At 74.8% G+C, this 15,917-nt stretch carries 13 protein-coding genes and 1 pseudogene; 8 read left to right on the top strand and 6 right to left on the bottom strand.

The genetic code is table 11. From position 1 onward, the window contains the following. The first annotated feature begins 296 nt into the window (after positions 1-296). The 3 genes from AB0469_RS33465 (at position 297) to AB0469_RS33475 (ending at position 3,270) form a co-directional block, all read left to right on the top strand. Positions 297-2,492 carry a SpoIIE family protein phosphatase gene (locus tag AB0469_RS33465; RefSeq protein ID WP_366455234.1) on the top strand — a complete coding sequence of 732 codons (2,196 nt, stop codon included), beginning with the start codon at positions 297-299 and terminating at the stop codon, positions 2,490-2,492. A gap of 62 nt (positions 2,493-2,554) precedes the next feature. Beyond that, entirely contained in the window at positions 2,555-2,971 is a 417-nt protein-coding gene (locus AB0469_RS33470; protein WP_366455235.1) for a hypothetical protein, read from the top strand. A gap of 107 nt (positions 2,972-3,078) precedes the next feature. Then, complete coding sequence (locus tag AB0469_RS33475; RefSeq protein ID WP_366455236.1) at positions 3,079-3,270, top strand: hypothetical protein; 192 nt, start codon at positions 3,079-3,081, stop codon at positions 3,268-3,270. A gap of 35 nt (positions 3,271-3,305) precedes the next feature. Here the strand turns inward: AB0469_RS33475 and AB0469_RS33480 are convergent, their stop codons facing one another. Together AB0469_RS33480 and AB0469_RS33485 are read right to left on the bottom strand one after the other, a co-directional pair. Beyond that, the gene (locus tag AB0469_RS33480; RefSeq protein ID WP_366455237.1) at positions 3,306-4,559 is read right to left on the bottom strand and encodes a phospholipase D-like domain-containing protein; all 1,254 of its coding nucleotides are present in this window, start codon (positions 4,557-4,559) and stop codon (positions 3,306-3,308) included. Then, on the bottom strand, positions 4,556-5,311 hold the full coding sequence (locus AB0469_RS33485) for a restriction endonuclease (protein ID WP_366455238.1): 756 nt from the start codon (positions 5,309-5,311) through the stop codon (positions 4,556-4,558). Before AB0469_RS33485 ends, AB0469_RS33480 begins: the two co-directional genes overlap by 4 nt. Positions 5,312-5,539: 228 nt before the next feature. On the opposite strand from AB0469_RS33485, the gene AB0469_RS33490 reads away from it, so the two are divergent. The 4 genes from AB0469_RS33490 to AB0469_RS33505 all read left to right on the top strand — a co-directional run bounded on the left by AB0469_RS33490 (position 5,540) and on the right by AB0469_RS33505 (position 9,826). Next, entirely contained in the window at positions 5,540-5,983 is a 444-nt protein-coding gene (locus AB0469_RS33490) for a peptidase inhibitor family I36 protein (protein WP_366455239.1), read from the top strand. 55 nt (positions 5,984-6,038) lie between these two features. Further along, positions 6,039-6,452, top strand: coding sequence for a peptidase inhibitor family I36 protein (locus AB0469_RS33495; protein WP_366455241.1), 414 nt, complete (start codon positions 6,039-6,041; stop codon positions 6,450-6,452). 22 nt (positions 6,453-6,474) lie between these two features. Then, positions 6,475-6,912, top strand: coding sequence for a peptidase inhibitor family I36 protein (locus AB0469_RS33500; RefSeq protein WP_366455242.1), 438 nt, complete (start codon positions 6,475-6,477; stop codon positions 6,910-6,912). A gap of 193 nt (positions 6,913-7,105) precedes the next feature. Continuing rightward, positions 7,106-9,826, top strand: coding sequence for an AAA family ATPase (locus AB0469_RS33505; protein ID WP_366455243.1), 2,721 nt, complete (start codon positions 7,106-7,108; stop codon positions 9,824-9,826). A 13-nt stretch (positions 9,827-9,839) separates the two neighbouring features. Here AB0469_RS33505 and AB0469_RS33510 read toward each other — a convergent pair whose 3' ends face one another. The 3 genes from AB0469_RS33510 to AB0469_RS33520 all read right to left on the bottom strand — a co-directional run bounded on the left by AB0469_RS33510 (position 9,840) and on the right by AB0469_RS33520 (position 14,685). Beyond that, positions 9,840-10,916, bottom strand: coding sequence for an alpha/beta hydrolase (locus AB0469_RS33510; RefSeq protein WP_366455244.1), 1,077 nt, complete (start codon positions 10,914-10,916; stop codon positions 9,840-9,842). Between the two features lie 195 nt (positions 10,917-11,111). After that, positions 11,112-13,892 carry a LuxR family transcriptional regulator gene (locus tag AB0469_RS33515; RefSeq protein ID WP_366455246.1) on the bottom strand — a complete coding sequence of 927 codons (2,781 nt, stop codon included), beginning with the start codon at positions 13,890-13,892 and terminating at the stop codon, positions 11,112-11,114. A gap of 385 nt (positions 13,893-14,277) precedes the next feature. Next, positions 14,278-14,685, bottom strand: a complete 408-nt coding sequence (locus tag AB0469_RS33520; protein ID WP_366455247.1) for a VOC family protein — start codon at positions 14,683-14,685, stop codon at positions 14,278-14,280. 94 nt (positions 14,686-14,779) lie between these two features. On the opposite strand from AB0469_RS33520, the pseudogene AB0469_RS33525 reads away from it, so the two are divergent. Beyond that, positions 14,780-14,956, top strand: a pseudogene (locus AB0469_RS33525) (YihY/virulence factor BrkB family protein); the annotation flags it as partial. Here AB0469_RS33525 and AB0469_RS33530 read toward each other — a convergent pair. Next, entirely contained in the window at positions 14,922-15,866 is a 945-nt protein-coding gene (locus AB0469_RS33530) for a helix-turn-helix domain-containing protein (protein WP_366455249.1), read from the bottom strand. The pseudogene AB0469_RS33525 and the gene AB0469_RS33530 sit on opposite strands and share 35 nt — an antisense overlap. Positions 15,867-15,917: the final 51 nt, after the last annotated feature.

Consider the following 15,917-nt stretch of genomic DNA (forward strand, 5'->3'; position numbering starts at 1 on the left):
ACTCGGCCGGAACGCTTCTCTCCGCCTGACAGCAGCCTGTGCCCGGCACGGCGCCGCCGCAACGGCAGACGGCCTCCGGGCGGCGGGCGCGAGGGCGTGCGGGTACGAACCTGGTGGAGCCGCCCCGGGCCTGCGGCCAGGGATGGTCCTCAGCCGCCGGTGCGCCCGGTCGGACAGCTCGACGTCGGCCCCGGACGCCCGGTGCGGACCTTGTCCGGTCCTGCCGGCTGCGGCCACAGGGGCGTCCGGCCGTGCACCGGCGCGATCGGTCCGGTTCGTCGGCGTATGGTCCTGGTATGCGAGCTGCGGGACCCGGCCCCGGTGAGCGGCCCGGCTGGGCGGAGCTGCTCGGTGCCGCGCTGGTGGGCACCGTGCGGCGCACCGGTGCCTCGGCCGGCGTCCTGTACCTGCTGGACGAGGCCGAGCAGCGGCTCGGCCTGGCGGTGCTGTGCGGGCTGCCGGAGGAGGTGGCATGGCCCTGGCTCCGGATACCGCTCGCGACCACGGTTCCGATCAGCGAGGCCGTCCGGGAGGGCCGCCTGGTGTGGGTCGGCTCCCAGGAGGACATGGCCCGCCGGTACCCGCGCGTCGCGGCGAGCATGCCGTACCGCTTCGCCCTCGCGGCCGCGCCGCTGCCCGGCCGCGCCCGCTGCTGGGGCGGGCTGGTCCTGCTGTGGCCGGCCGCCCACCCGGAGCGCGCCGGCCGCCGCGAGCGGGGCCACGTCACCGCCGAGGCGAGGGGCCTCGCGCACGTCCTGGACGAGTGCCCGGACCCGCCGCGGGCGCCCGGGCAGCCCCATCGCGTACCGCTCACCGAGCCCCACCCGTATGCGGCCCGCACCCCGCAGGCGGCGGCGGACTATGCCGAGCGGCTGCCCGAGGGGGCGCTGGCCCTGGACCTGGAGGGCAGGATCACGTTCGTGAACGGGGTGGCGGCCGCCCTGCTCGGCCGGGCCGCGGACCGCCTGCTGGGCACCCGGCCCTGGCAGTCCCTGCCCTGGCTGGACCAGCCCGCCGTCGAGGACCACTACCGCACGGCCGTCATCAGCCGCGAACCGGTCGAGTTCACCGCCCCGGCCCCCTCCGGCCGCCGCCTGCGCTTCCGGCTCTACCCGGACGCCAGTGGCATCAGCGTCCGCATCACCCGCGCGCCCGGTGCCGGCCCTGCCGGCCCCTCGGAGGGCCGGCCCGAGTCCTCGCACACCGACCGGCCCGTGTCCGCCGCTTCCCGGACCGCCCACACCGGCCGCCTCTACCAGCTCCTGCACCTGGCGGCCGCCCTGACCGAAACCGTGGCCGTCAGCGACGTAGTCGAGCTGGTCGCCGGGCAGGTCCTGCCGGCCTTCGGTGCGGACAGCCTGGTCCTCTCCGCGGCGGACGCCGGTCGCCTGAAGATCACCGGCTGGCACGGCTACGACCGGCAGACCATCGACAACCTCGACGGGCTGCCCCTGGGCACGGACCTCACCCCGGCCGGGCGCGTCCTGTCCACCGGCCTGCCGTCGTTCTTCGCCACCGTCGAGGAGATGGCCGCCGAATTCCCGCAGGCCCCGCTGATGAGCGACAAACGGGCCTGGGCCTTCCTGCCGCTGCTCATCTCCGGGCGGCCCATCGGCTGCTGCATCCTCTCGTACGACCGCCCGCACGCGTTCACCGCCGACGAACGGGCGGTCCTCACGTCCCTGGCCGGCCTGATCGCCCAGGCACTGGACCGGGCCCGGCTCTACGACGCCGTGCACGGCCTGGCCCTGGGCCTCCAGGAAACGCTCCTGCCGCGCAGTCTCCCGGCCGTTCCCGGTCTCACGATGGCCGCCCGCTACCTGCCCGCCAGCCGCGGCATGGACATCGGCGGCGACTTCTACGACGTCATCCGCCTCGACGCCACCACCGTCGCCGCCGTCATCGGCGACGTCCAGGGGCACAACGTGGCCGCCGCCGCCCTGATGGGACAGGTGCGCACCGCCATCCGCGCCACGGCCGGCGCCCCGCCGGACCGGGTGCTCGACCGCACCAACCGCGTCCTGATCGACCTGGGCGGCGACCTGCTCGTCTCCGCCCTGTACGCCCGGATCGACCTCGCCCACGACCGGGCCACCCTGGCCAGCGCCGGCCATCCGCCGCCCTTCCTGCACCGGCCGGGCCGGCCGGGGCTGGTCGTCGGACTCGACCCCGCCCCGCTGCTCGGCATCGACACGGGCACCCGCTACCCCGTCACCGAGCTCGCCCTCCCGCCCGGCAGCACTCTCGCGCTCTACACCGACGGCCTCGTGGAGGTGCCCGGCACCGACGCCGACCGGACCGCCGCAGACCTCGCCGAGCACCTCGCGCGCCACCGGGACGAGGACGTCGAGCGCCTCGTCGACCACCTCATCCGCCGCGCGTGGCCCACCGGCCGGTACACCGACGACACCGCCCTGCTCCTGCTGCGCACCACGGGGCAGGACGGCCCGGCACCCGGCCCCCCGGCTCCGCCGGACAGCCGGCACCGCTGAACGGTGTTGCGGAAGGCCCGGTCCTGGGCATGCAGTCCGTAGCGGTGGCGTGAGGAGTCGCATTGACCGGCGGACCTGGGAAGAGCGGGCGGCGCGGCCCCGGGCCGCGACCGGACCTGGTACGGCGCTCGGCACCGTTCCTGCCCGCCGGCAGCGAGATCCGGCAGGTGTTCATCTGCCAGAGCGCGCCGAACTTCCTCTACTTCGTCGTCACTTACCTCACCGGGCTGACGATGTTCACGAACAAGTACCGCTGCGTGGCGATCACCCGGGACGCCGTCTACGTGCTGGACGGCGGCAGGCTGTCCGGCGGTGCCGGCCCGCGGCGTCTCGTGGGTACGATGCCACGGCAGACCCGGTTCGGTCCGGTCTCCGGCCGATGGGGGCAGGTGAACGTCCTCGGCGAGCGCCACTGGGTCCACAAGCGCTTCCACGACCAGATCGCCGCCGCCGACCGGGAGACCGGAACGGCCGCGTAGGCGGGCATCGCCACGTTCTCCGCCCACCGCGGGGGTTTAGCCACCCACCTTTTGGTAACAAGAAGTAGCGACAGGTAGACAGACAGCATTCGACGGAAGGAAGGAACATGACCGTCGCCACCGTGCTCATCCTCGTTGCGGTCTTCGCCCTCGTCGCCCTGCTGGCCCTGGCTCCCAGTGCGCCGGCGCAGCGCAACCCCTTCCCGGGCCGGCGCCGCCGGGGCGAGCACCGCCGTCCCGCTGCGCGCAGCCGGAGCGGGCTCCCCCACCAGCGGGGCTTCCGGCACCACGCCCGCTGACACCGCTCCGCCCCACGCGCCGCGGGACACGCCGCTCACAGGTAGCGGCGCAGTGGCTGCACCGAGATCTCGCGCACGCGCTGGAGGGCGGACCGGCGGCGCCAGCGTTGCGGGGCGATGCGCGTGCTGTCCCGGAGGTCCTGGTCGTAGTGCTCGTCCAGGGTGCGGGTGACCTCCGGGTCCATGACGGCCAGCATCACCTCCTCGTCGTGGTCGAGGGAACGGCGGTTGAAGTTCGACGAGCCGACGAGGGAGACCACCCCGTCCATCGTCACGATCTTGGCGTGCATCATCGTCGGCTGGTACTGGTGGATGCGCACCCCTGCCGCGGTGAGCGTCTCGTAGTGGTGCTGGCCCGCCAGTTGGCACACCCGCTTGTCGGTGTGCGGGCCGGGCAGCAGGATCTCCACCGTGACGCCCCGGCGGGCGGTGGCGGACAGCAGCCCGACGAAGTAGTCGTCGGGGGCGAAGTACGCGGTCGCCAGGCGTACGCGCTCTTCCGCCGATTCGAGGACGACCCGCATGAGGGTCTGCATGTCCTGCCACCCGAAGGCGGCCGATCCGCGCACCACCTGGACGATGGCGGAGCCGGCCGGCTCGTGGCCGACGAAACGGTCGCGGGCGTCGAAGAGTTCGGGATGGCACTCCGCCCAGTTCTGGGCGAACGCCGCGGCGATCCCGTCGACGGCCGGCCCGCGGACCTCGGCGTGCGTGTCGCGCCACTCGTGCGGGTTGCGGGCGTCGCCGCACCATTCCTCGGCTATGCCGACGCCACCCGTGAAGGCGGTCCGTTCGTCGACGACGAGGACCTTGCGGTGGCAGCGGTGGTTCTGCTTGAGCGGGGAGAGGAGGAGGGGTCTGCGGAACCAGGCCACGTCCACCCCGGCCGTGCTCATGCGGTCCAGCAGGTCCTGTTCGATGAGGCGGCTGCCGAAGCCGTCCAGCAGCAGCCGCACGCGTACGCCCTGGCGGGCCCGCTCGGCCAGTGCCTCGGCGAACCGGCGGGCGATGTCGCCCTTCCAGTAGACGAAGGTCATCATGTCGACGGTGTGCCGGGCGCCGGAGACGGCGTCGAGCATCGCGGTGAAGATCTCGTCGCCGTTGCGCAGGGGACGCACGGAGTTCCCCTCGGTCGCGGCGATGCCGATGAGGCGTTCGAGGCGGCGGCGGATGCGGTGGATGCGTTCACCGGTCCGGTCGGCGGGGTCGGCCGGATGTCCGGGGGCGGCTCCGGCGCCGAGGGGCTGCCCGGGCCGGGCCGGGGTGCTGCCGGTGTCGGTGGTGGTCATGACGCGGCTCCTCGGGGCAGGGTGGACGGGGCGGGTGCGGGCGCGCCGGGGCCGCACTCCCACGGCGCGGGCGCTTGCTGTTCGGTCCAGGCCGCCAGGGCCTCGCCGTCGACGCGGACTATTCCGCAGGTGTCGGCGTACTCGGCGGCGGGCGCGGTGAAGGAGCTGGTCGTCACGATGACGGCGACGTCGGCCTCGTGGACCGCGAAGCAGGTGCCGCCGAAGCGCTGGAGGTCCTGCGAGCCGACCCGGTGGTCCTCGGCGTAGTGCTTGCACTGCAGCACCACGCGCCGCCCGTCCGCAGTCGTGGCCAGGACGTCGGCGCCGAGGTCGCCCGCTCCGCCGGTCACCTCCACCGAGGTGCAGCCGTCCCGTGCGCAGAGGGCGGCCACCGTGTGCTCGAAGCCGTCGGCGTCGACCGCGGCGTGGTCGAGGGCCTCACCCCCGATGTCGGGCGGGTCCGCGGGCTCCTGTGCGTACCGGGTGGGCCGCAGGGCACCGGGCCGGCGCCGGACGGGCGCCAGGCTCCGCTTCACCAGCAGTGTGCCCAGGATCAGTACGGCCAGGGCGGCGACCGGCGCCACGGGGAGCCCGGTCCCGTCCGCCGACGCGGCTTTGAGGAAGGCGGCCGCGCCCGCGATGCCGGTGCCGAGCAGCCCGAGCGCGAGCGCCGCGTCGCCTCCCGGTCCGGAGCGCCGCGAGGATCCGGCGCCGCGTACGGACGCGGGTGCGTCCTCCTCGGGTGTGGTCATACGAGTCCCCCTCTCGCCCCGGCCGTCCGCGGTTCCCGTCCCGGCCGCGCCGGAGCCTGTTGGACGTTCGTATGGCCGGGATCGCGGATCTCAAACCGGTGGCGGACCCCGCGCATCCGTCAGTCACGGGAGCAGTCACATGACCGATGCCGCCCCCCGGTCCGCGACGGCACAGTGAGGTCGCCCCGCAAGCGAGGGCATCGGAGCGACATCCCAGAGGAGATCATGATGAACGCGCGGAGGACGGCGATGAGGCTCGCGGTGGGAGCCGCCACGCTGACCGCGGCGGTCGTCGCCACGACGACGAGCGCGAGCGCCTACGTGCTCACCGACATCCAGACCGGATCCGGCAAGTGCCCCGCCAACTGGGTCTGTCTGTGGAGCGAGAACGATTTCGTGCGCGGAAACCCCGCCGGTGGATACGACTTCGGGGCCGTGGGTTCGGACCAGAACGTCTCGGACATGGGGAAGTTCGTCTTCGAGAGCAAGCTCTTCCGCTGGAAGGGCATGCAGGATTCCGCCTCGTCGGTCGTGAACAACACCGGGAGCGGCATCTGCTTCTACGAGCACAACAACTACGGCGGCCTGGAATTCAGGATCGGCCCCCGGGAGAAGTGGGCGTCCGTTCCGGGATGGATCAACGACAAGATCAGCTCTTTCAAGTACTGCTGATCCCAGTCCTCCTACACCTCGAGAGGTAACAGTGTTTTCGCATCACAGGCTCAAGATGCTCGGCCTGTCCGCCGTCGCCGCGGCCGGGCTGATCGTGGCAGGCGCGACGTCCGCGAGCGCCACCAGTGTCTTCGACATCGGCCACGGCGCCGGCTCGTGCCCCAACGGCTACGTCTGCCTGTGGTCGGAAGGCAACTTCATCCAGGGGAAGTTCGTCTACGACCACAAATTCGGCTCGTTCGCCTCCAACCAGAACGTCGGCGACATGGGGAAGCTGGCCCGCAGCTCCACCGGGGACAAGGGCATGCAGGACATCGCCTCGTCCGTGGTGAACAACACGGGGAGCAGCATCTGCTTCTACGAGCACAACAACTACGGCGGGCTGCAGTTCAAGATAGGGCCCCGTGAGCAGTGGCCCTCGGTCCCCTCCTGGATCAACGACAGGATCAGCTCCTTCAGCTACTGCTGACCGCCCCCGACCATCTGAACGGATGATGATGACTTCGCGCAGGAAGACGGCACGACTCGCCGTCAGTGCCGCCGCCGTTGCCGGGCTGGTCATGACCGCGGCGACTTCCGCGAGTGCCTCCGTGCTCATCGGCATCGGGCAGGGCGCCGGAGCCTGCCCCGCCGCCCACGTCTGCCTGTGGTCCGAGAACGACTTCGTCGGCGCCACCAGCGGCTCCAGGTTCGGTGCGATCGCCTCGAACCAGAACGTGGGCGACCTGGGGAAGCTGAAGCGGGACGGGGCGCTGTGGACGGGGATGCAGGACGTCGCCTCGTCCGTGGTGAACAACACGGGGAGCGGCATCTGCTTCTACGAGCACAACAACTACGGCGGGCTGCAGTTCAGGATCGGCCCCTGGGAGAAGTGGCCCTCCGTCCCCTCGTGGATCAACGACAGGATCAGCTCCTTCACGTACTGCTGACGCGCCGGCGGATGCCCGCCGTGTGAAAGGTCCCGCCGTCCCGAGCCCGCTCGGGACGGCGGAGCCGTTTTCCCCCCGGGTTCCGGCGAGGCGGCGGCGCATCGGTCTGACCGAATTCATGCAGGTCAGCCGGGGCGGAAGTCCGTAGGATGGAGTGGATCTCCTCCGGGAGGAACCCCGACCCGGAGGTCCCATGCCCCACCACGCGTCACGCCGGCTGCTCGGGCGGACCCGCGAACTGGAGGCGCTGGACCGGCTGCTGCGCGACGTGCGGGACGGGCGCAGCAGGGTGCTGGTGCTGCGGGGCGAGGCCGGGGTCGGCAAGTCGGCCCTGCTCGCCCATCTGGCCGAGCGGGCCGCGCCGTTGCCGACCGTGCACGCGGCCGGCGTCGAAGCCGAGTCCGACTTCGCCTACTCGGCCCTGCAACGCCTGTGCGCCCCCCTGCTGTCCCATCTCGACCGGCTGCCGCCGGTCCAACAGGACGCCCTGCGCGTCGCGTTCGGGCTGAGCGCGGGGAATCCGCCCGAGATGCTGCTGGTCGGGCTCGCCGTCCTCGGTCTCCTCGCCGAGGCCGCGGCCGAGTCCCCGCTGGTGTGCCTGGTCGACGACGCGCAGTGCCTGGACCTGATGTCCCAGCGGATCCTGGCGTTCGTCGGGCGCCGCCTGGAGGCCGAGTCGGTGGCGTTGGTGTTCGCCGAGCGGACCTCCGGCGGGCAGGGGACGGAAGGCTTCGCCGGCCTGCCGGACCTGACGGTGCGCGGGCTGGCCGACGACGACGCGCGGGCCCTGCTCGACGGCGCCCTCGCGGCGCCGGTCGACTCACGGGTGCGGGACCGGATCGTCGCCGAGACCGGCGGGAACCCCCTCGCCCTGCTGGAGTTGCCCCGGGACCTGTCACCGGCGGAGCTGGCGTTCGGCCTCGGAGGGCCCGGCGCGGGACCGCTGGCGTCCCGGGTCGAGGACGGCTTCCGCCGGCGCGTCGAGGCGCTGCCGGCCGACACCCGCGCCCTCCTGCTCGTCGCGGCGCTCGAACCGGTGGGTGACGCCCCCCTGTTGTGGCGTGCACTGCGCCTGCTCGGCATCGGGACCGAGGCCGCGGCGCCGGCCGAGGCGGCGGACCTGCTCACCCTGGGAGCCCCGGTCCGGTTCCGCCACCCGCTGGTGCGTTCGGCCGTCTGGCGCGGCGCGGACGCGAGCGCACTGCGGGCGGCGCACCGCGCGCTGGCCGAGGCCACCGACGCCGTACGCGACCCCGACCGGCGGGCCTGGCACCGGGCCCACGCCGCCGTCGGGCCGGACGAACAGGTCGCCGCCGCTCTGGAGCGCTCCGCCGACCGGGCCCTGGCCCGCGGTGGACGGGCGGCCGCCGCCGCCTTCCTGGAACGCGCCTGCGCGCTGACGCCCGACCCGAAGGAACGGGCTCGGCGGGCGCTGGCCGCCGCGGCGGCCCACCTCGCGGCGGCCGTACCGGACCGGGTGCCCGACCTGGTGGCCGCCGCCGAACTCGGACCGCTGGACCCGCTGCAGTCGGCCGACGCCAGCCGGCTGCGGGCCAAGGCATCGTCCATGACCCATCCGGGGCTCGGCGCGGTGCAGCCGCTGCTCGACGCGGCGGCCCGCCTCGCGGCCCTCGACCCGGCAGCCGCCCGGGAGACCTGCCTCGCGGCGTTCGGCGCGGCCATCTGGGCCGGCCGGCACGACGCGGGCGGACTGCGACGTGCCGCCGCGGCGGCACGCGACCTGCCACCTGGTGACGAGACGGCGGGAGTGTTCCTGGGAGCCCTCGTCACCTGGACCACGGACGGGCCGGTCGCCGCCTTCCCGCTGCTGGCACGGGCGCTGCGCTCGCTCACCCACGACGAGGACCTGGCCGTCCTGTGGCCGGCCGCCAACGCGGCCGTGGAGCTGGGCGACCTCCAGGCCTGGCTGGACATCACCGGCCGGGCGGTGCGCTTCGCCCGGACGACGGGCACCCTGTCGGTCCTCTCCACGGCGCTCCCCTACCGGGCCGCCTCGCTCGTCTACACCGGACGCTTCGCCGAAGCCCGCGACCTGCTGGACGAGACGCCCGCCGTCGCCGAGGCGGCCGGGATGGCGACGCACCTGGTCTCGACGTCCCTGCTCCACGCCCATCAGGGACGGGAACGGTCCGCCCTGGAGGTGATCGGAGCGATGGAAAGGGAGGGGGACCAGCGCGGTCTGGGCCGTCTGAACGCCATGGCGGCGTGCGCGCGGGCCGTGCTCCACAACGGCCTGGGCAACTACGCGTCCGCCATGGACGCGGCGCTGCGGGGTGGCGAGTACCAGGACCTCGTCGTACACCACTGGACGTGCGGCGAGCTGGTCGAGGCCGCGTCCCGGGCCGGCCATCCGGCCGTCGCGGCGCGGGCGCGCGAGCGCCTGGCCGACTGGGGGCGGGCCGGCACCCCCTGGGCCCTCGGCGCGCAGGCCGTCGCCGACGCCCTGACCGGAGCCCCCGAGCGGGCCGAGGACCACTACCGCGAGGGCCTCGACCACTTCACACGGGGCGGGCTCGGCGTGTTCGAGGCGCGCACCCGGCTGCTGTTCGGCGAATGGCTGCGCCGCCAGAACCGGCGCGCCCGGGCCCGGGACGAGCTGCGCGCCGCGCACGCGGCGGCCTCGGCGATGGGCATGGCCGCGTACGCCGAACGGGCCCGGCGCGAGCTGCTCGCCACCGGTGAGACCGTCCGTGCCCGGACCCCCGGCCCGCAGGTCCTGACCGCACAGGAGGCCCGGATCGCCCGGCTCGCGGCCACCGGACACCCGAACGCGGACATCGGCGCGCAGCTGTTCCTCAGCCCCCGCACGGTCGAATGGCACCTGCGCAAGGTCTTCGCCAAGCTGGGGGTCTCCTCCCGCCGCGAGATCGAAGGCGCCCTGGCCGCTCGGTGACCGCCGCCGCCGTTCACAGGCGGTCGGCGTCCCTCACCGCCCGGGCGAACTCCGCCGGCGCCTCCTGCGGGGCGTCGTGGCCCACGCCGGGCAGGACGCGGTGCTCGTACGGGCCGGTGAAGAAGTGCCGGTACCCCGTGCCGTCGGTCGTGGACAGGAACGGGTCGAGGGCGGGGTCCAGGGCGATGGTCGGCACCGTGATGACCGGCCGGGCGGCGAGCAGCCGCTCGAAGCGGTCGTAGCGGCGTTCGCCGTCGGCCAGGCCCAGGCGCCAGCGGTAGTTGTGGACCACGATGGCGGCGTAGTCCGGGTTGTCGAACGCGGCGGCCGTCCGCTCGAAGGTGGCGTCGTCGAAGTCCCAGGTCGGGGAGACCTCCTCCCACACCAGGCGGCAGAGGTCGTGCCGGTTCTCCCGGGTCTCCAGGGCGGCGCGGCCCCGTTCGGTGGCGAAGTAGTACTGGTACCACCAGGTGTGCTCGGCCTTCGGCGGCAGCGGGTTCCTCTGCGACGGGACGTGCGTGACGAGGTAGCCGCCCACCGGCACCAGGGCCTTGACCCGCTGCGGCCACAGCGCGGCGATGACGCCCGCGGTCCGCGCGCCCCAGTCGAATCCGGCCAGGACCGCCTCGTGGACGTTCAGGGCGTCCATCAGGGCGATGACGTCCAGGGCGATCGCGGACTGCTGCGCGTTGCGGACCGTCGACGGCGACAGGAAGGTGGTGCTGCCGTGTCCCCTCAGGTAGGGGACGATCACCCGGTATCCGGCGTCCGCCAGCAGCGGAGCCGCGTCGGCGAAGCTGTGGATGTCGTAGGGCCAGCCGTGCAGGCAGACGACCACGGGGCCGTGTGCGGGGCCGGCCTCGGCGTAGCCGATGTCGAGCACGCCGGCCCGGACCTGTTTCAGCCCGGCGAAGGCGGTGTGCGCGCCCGGGGCGACGGCCGGGACGCCCGGAGCCGGGCGCCCGGGCCGGTCGGGCCGGTCGGGACCGGCCGCAGGTGCGGCGGCCGCGCCCGGTGCCGCGGCGACCGGCAGGGCGGCGGCCGCCGCTCCGAGACCGATCGTCCGGGTGAGGGTGCGCCTGTCGATCATGTCTGTTCCTTCCCGGAGGGCCGCTGGCCTCCCCACTCTCCCCCGACGCCGGACGCCCGGCATCCGTCACATGGCGTCGATTCATCCGCCGTGCCGGGACATGGGTTCGGTCATCCGACTGATCACGAGCGGCGGCCGCCGGGCGGCCCCCGGAGCGGGCACCGCCCCCGGCCCCGGCGGGACCGGGCGTGGGGATCAGGCCCGGGGGACCGCCTCGCTCCGGGTCAGGGCGTCGCGCAGTGCCGCGCGGGTCGTGATGCCCAGCTTGGGGAACGTGCGGTACAGGTGGGAGCCGACCGTGCGCGGCGACAGGTGCATCTTCCGGCCGATCTCCTTGTTCGTCAGTCCGCTCGCGGCCAGGTCGGCGATGCGGCGTTCCTGCCAGGTCAGCGAGTCCGGGTGTGACGCCGGGGAGCGGGGCGCCACCCCGGTCGCGCGCAGGGCGGCACGGGCCCTGTCGGCCCAGCCGGTGGCACCCAGCCGCTCGAACGCCGCGGCCGCCGCCGCCAGATGGGGCCGTGCCGCGTCCCGGCCCTGGACGTGGCGCAGCCGGATGCCGTGCGCGAGGCGGATCCGGGCCAGCTCGAACGGGAAGCGGGCGGCGTCCGGTGGGGATGCGGCCCGGGCGAACATCGCCGCGGCCTCCCGCTCGTCCGCCGCGGTCATCGCCAGCGCGCCGTGGGTGATCAGCGCCTGGCGGGGCGAGACGGCCGCCAGTCCGGCGTCTCGGGCGGCCAGGGCGTGCGCCCTGGCCTGCTCGGCGCGCCCGGTGTGCCGGGCCGCCTCGACGAGGTCGAGGAGGGTGCGCGGGGCCTGGTGCGCGTACGGCCGGAACGTGCCGGGCCCTGTGATGGCGGTGGTGTGGAGGTAGGCGGTCTCGTGGTCGCCGCGGTCCAGCGCGGCGGTCGCCGCGGCGGAGTCGGCGATCTGGGTCAGGAACCCCAGGCCTCGGGGACGGGCCCAGGCCTCCACCTCGGCGCACAGGTCGCGCGCATGCTCCGCGCGTCCGCGCAGGGCGGCCAGCTGGGCGAGGTAGGCGCGGCTCTGGGCCGCGAACAGGTGGTGGCCGTGCTCGACCGCCAGGTCCAGGCCGCGCCGGCCGGTGGCCTCCGCCGCGTCCCATTCGCCCGCCGCCGTCTGGTCGAGCATGACCAGGTGCAGCATGACCATGCCGGCGGCCACGGCCCCGGTCTCCACCTCGTGGTCCACGACGCGCTGCAGGTGGGGGCGGCAGGTGTCGAGGACGTCGAGGTGGTAGGCGGCCACGCCCAGCCGGGTGGCCTCCCAGGGTTCCAGGTCCGGCAGCTGGGCGACGGCGCGCCGCAGCGGCCCGGCCCAGTCGGCTCCGTGCCTGGTCACGTCGCTCCAGGTGGCGCTGTAGAGGCGCGCCCGTTGGGTGACGAGGCCGCCCAGGGAGGCGAGGAGTGCGTGCGTGCTCTCCCAGACCGTTCGGTCCCCGCTGTACTGGCTGATCGCCAGCAGGAGGATCACCAGCCGGTCGAGCACCTCGTCTGTTTCGGCGCCGCCGGCTGCCGGGGCGGCGTCCCGGATCCCCTCGATCGCGGCCGCGACCTGCCGGTGTGTGGAGCGGACGTCCCCGTCCTGGTAGAGCGCCCGGTAGGCGGCCGCCAGCACGGCGGCCGGGGCCCGCGTCGAACCGGGTGCGAGGTCCGCCCGTACCAGCCGGTGCGCCCGGCCCGGGCGGGCGGCGTGGCCGGCGACGAAGGACGCGTCGGCCAGCCGTCGTGACCGGTCGCCGGGGCTCTCGCTGAGCGCGGCGGCCCGGGTCAGCCAGGTCACGGCCGTCAGCGCGCCGCCGCGGCGGGTCGCTGACCCGGCCGCCGCCTCCAGGATGCCGGCGACCTCCTCGTCGGGGTCGACCGTGGCCGCCGCCAGGTGCGCCGCCCGGCGTTCGAGGTTCTCCCGGTGGACCTGCGCCAGCGCCAGGTGGGCGGTGCGGCGCTGGCTCGGGGTGGCCATCCCCACGACGGCGGACCCCACGAGCGGGTGGCGGAAGACGAAGTCGCCGGTGGCCGGCCCGACCTCCAGCAGTCCGGCGGTCACGGCCGCGTCGACGTCACGCATGACCGGCGGTGTGCCGGGGCCGGCATCGGCGCTGCCCGGGGTCCCGGCGCCGTCGAGCGCGCCCATCAGCAGCTCGGCCCGCACGCGCTCGTCGAGGGCTGCGATACGGGCTCCGAACAGCCTTTGCAGCCGCGGGGACAGCGGCACGCCGTGCAGCCCGGCGGGGTCGTCGGGCGGGAGGCCGCCCGACCGGCCGGTGAGCTCGGCGGGCAGCTCCGTCAGGGCCAGCGGGTTGCCCCGGGCCCGGGCGAGGACGACTCGGCGCAGGTGCCGGCCCAGCTCCGGGTACCGGTGGTCCAGCAGGCGGGCCGCGTCCTCGTCGGGCAGTGCGGGGACCGGCAGTTCGGGCAGTGCGGCGGTGTCCCACCGCGACGAGGTGTCGGCGCGGACGGCGACCAGCAGCTTGACCGGGCTGCCGGCCAGGCGGCGGCCCACGAAGGCGAGGACGTCGGTGCTGGCGTCGTCCAGCCACTGTCCGTCGTCGAGGACCACCAGGAGCGGCGGGCGTTGGGCTCGGCCGGGCGCCAGCAGGCCGAGGACGGCGATGCCGAGGGCCATGACCGACGGCGGCTCGCCGCGGCTTCCGTCGAACACCGTGTCCCAGACCGTCCGGCTCGCGTCGTCCGGGCCCGCGGCGTCGGCGAGGAGCGGATGGAGGAACTGGTGCAGCCCGGCGTAGGGCAGCGCGGACTCCGCCTCGGCGCCGGCGGCCCGGAGGACGGCGTGGCCCTCCTGCTCGGCCAGCGCGGCGGCGTGGCCCAGCAGCGTGCTCTTGCCGGCCCCCGCCTCTCCCCGCAGGACGAGTGCCTGCCCGGTGGCCGACGTCACGAACGCCGCGAGCTCGGCCCGTTCCTCCTCGCGGCCCACCATCGCCGTGGTGATCGGTTCCATGCCCGTCCCGTCTCTTCCCGGTGTCGCGTCCCCGCGCGGCGGCGCGGTGCGGTGGTGACGGCGGATCCCCGTCGCCTGCCGGGCCTGCGCGCCGCGGATGCCGGCCGGCATCCCGCCGCCCACGATCCCCCGGGCCGGGGTCCGTCGAACCCGTGCCGGACCCTGGCCGGTACCCGGGCCGGGCGGCCCGGGGCCGGGGCCGGGGTGCCGGCCCGCGGTTTCGAATCCGCGGGCACGGCGGGTGTTTGGGAACGCGGGGACGGGACACACGCGGGGTGTCGGCGTGTGCCCCTCCGAGCGGTGTGGCGCCACCCGGCACCCGTGGCCGCGCTCCGTTTTCCGTCCCCCCGGAACGGAGTGCGGCCCGCGGCGTTCTCCGGGCGGTTCAGGGGGTCAGGGCGCGGGCGGCGGCCAGGACGAAGGCGTGGCCCGCCGGGTCGGCGTAGCGGCGCTGCGTGGTCCGGCCGCCGGGCCGGGAGCCGTCCCCTTCCGCCGCCACCGGCCGCGCTCCCAGGGCCACGGCTTCGCGCTCCGCCTCGTCGAGCGTCTCCGGCGTGACCAGGATCCGCAGGTGAGGCTGTTCGGGGCCGTCGGGGACCGGCCAGCTGGGCGTGATGCGGTCGGGGTCGCGGCGTATGCCGAGCACCGTGCCCGAGGGGCCCGAGACGAGGAGGAGGTCGGCGTCGCCCTCGGCCGGCCCGACCCTGGCGCCCAACAGGCAGCCGTAGAAGCGGGCCAGCTCTTCGGGCTCCGCGCAGTCCAGTACGAGAACGCTTGTCTTGGGTACGGTCATGAACCCCGTGTGCCCTGTGCGGCCGTACGCACACGTGGCGTCACACCGGGTTCCCCGAGCGGCGCGGGCCTCCGTGAGGTTGCGGGCCGGTGGGGGCCTGGAGTCCGACGCCGGGATGACGCGCCGACGGGCCGTCGCCGGCGGGCTCCCCCCGCACGGGGAGCCCTACGCGCAGCCCCGGGACAGGCGGACGTGGAGCGAGGAGGACCGCCGTCGCCCGAGCGGCCGCGGCCCCGTCACCGGCGACCGCGGAGCAGGGCTCCCGGGCTGACGCCGTAGGCGGCGCGGTGCGCCCCGGCGAACCGGCCGAAGTTCCCGAAGCCCCATTTCGCGGCGATCGCGGTGACCGAGGCGGTGGTGGGGTCGGCGGTCTCCAACTCGGCGTGGGCGCGGGCGAGGCGGACCCGCCGGAGGTGGGCGAGGGGCGTGGTGCGGGCGTGCCGGCTGAAGGCGTACTGGACGGCCCGGGGGGTGACGGGGACCGAGGCGGCGATCTCGGCGAGGCCGATGTCGCGGTGGGCGTTGGCCTCGATGAAATCGATCGCGCGGCGCAGCGTGTCACTGCCGGCCCCGCGCCCGTCGGCACGGGTGGGGCCGCTTTCGAGGCCGGTGTGGGGGAAGGAGGCGAGGGCCGCCGCGGCCAGGAGGCGGACGGCGGTGGCGACGACGAGCGGCTGTTCGGCCGCGGTCGTGGCCATGACGTCGTCGCGGAGGTAGGCGACGGTCCGCGCCAGGAGCCGGTCGCCGTCGGGGCTGTGCGCGCGCTGCCCGGTCAGGCGCACGGGGCCGGGGCCGGGGCCGTCGGCCACGCTGGTGAGGACGTCGGGGTCGAACATGGTGATCGTGTAGGAGGCGGACCGCACTTCGCCCGTGTACGGCCGGTCCGGCTGGGAGATCAGGAAGGTCTCTCCGGGGCCGTGGACCTCCTCCTTGCCACCGGTGGTGTCGACGACCGTGCCCTCATGGATCGTCAGCAGGCAGATCCGCTCCAGGCAGCCGGCGTCGTAGGCCATCGTGTAGTCGAAGGCGAGTTCGTCGACGACCAGTCCCTCGGCCGCACGCCGCTCGACCCGCGTTCCGGTCCGCTCGGGGCGGCCGCCGATGCGCATCGGCGTGTAGGCGGAGGAGAGGAAGGCCTCCGTCTCGCTCAGGCTCTCACTGGCGAACGACAACCGCTCCACGATCCGACACCCTCCATCACACGACGCCGGGCGCCGGCCGGGCCCGCGCGG

Origin of the sequence: Streptomyces sp. NPDC093801, from assembly GCF_040701585.1 — a bacterium.
Lineage (GTDB): Bacteria > Actinomycetota > Actinomycetes > Streptomycetales > Streptomycetaceae > Streptomyces.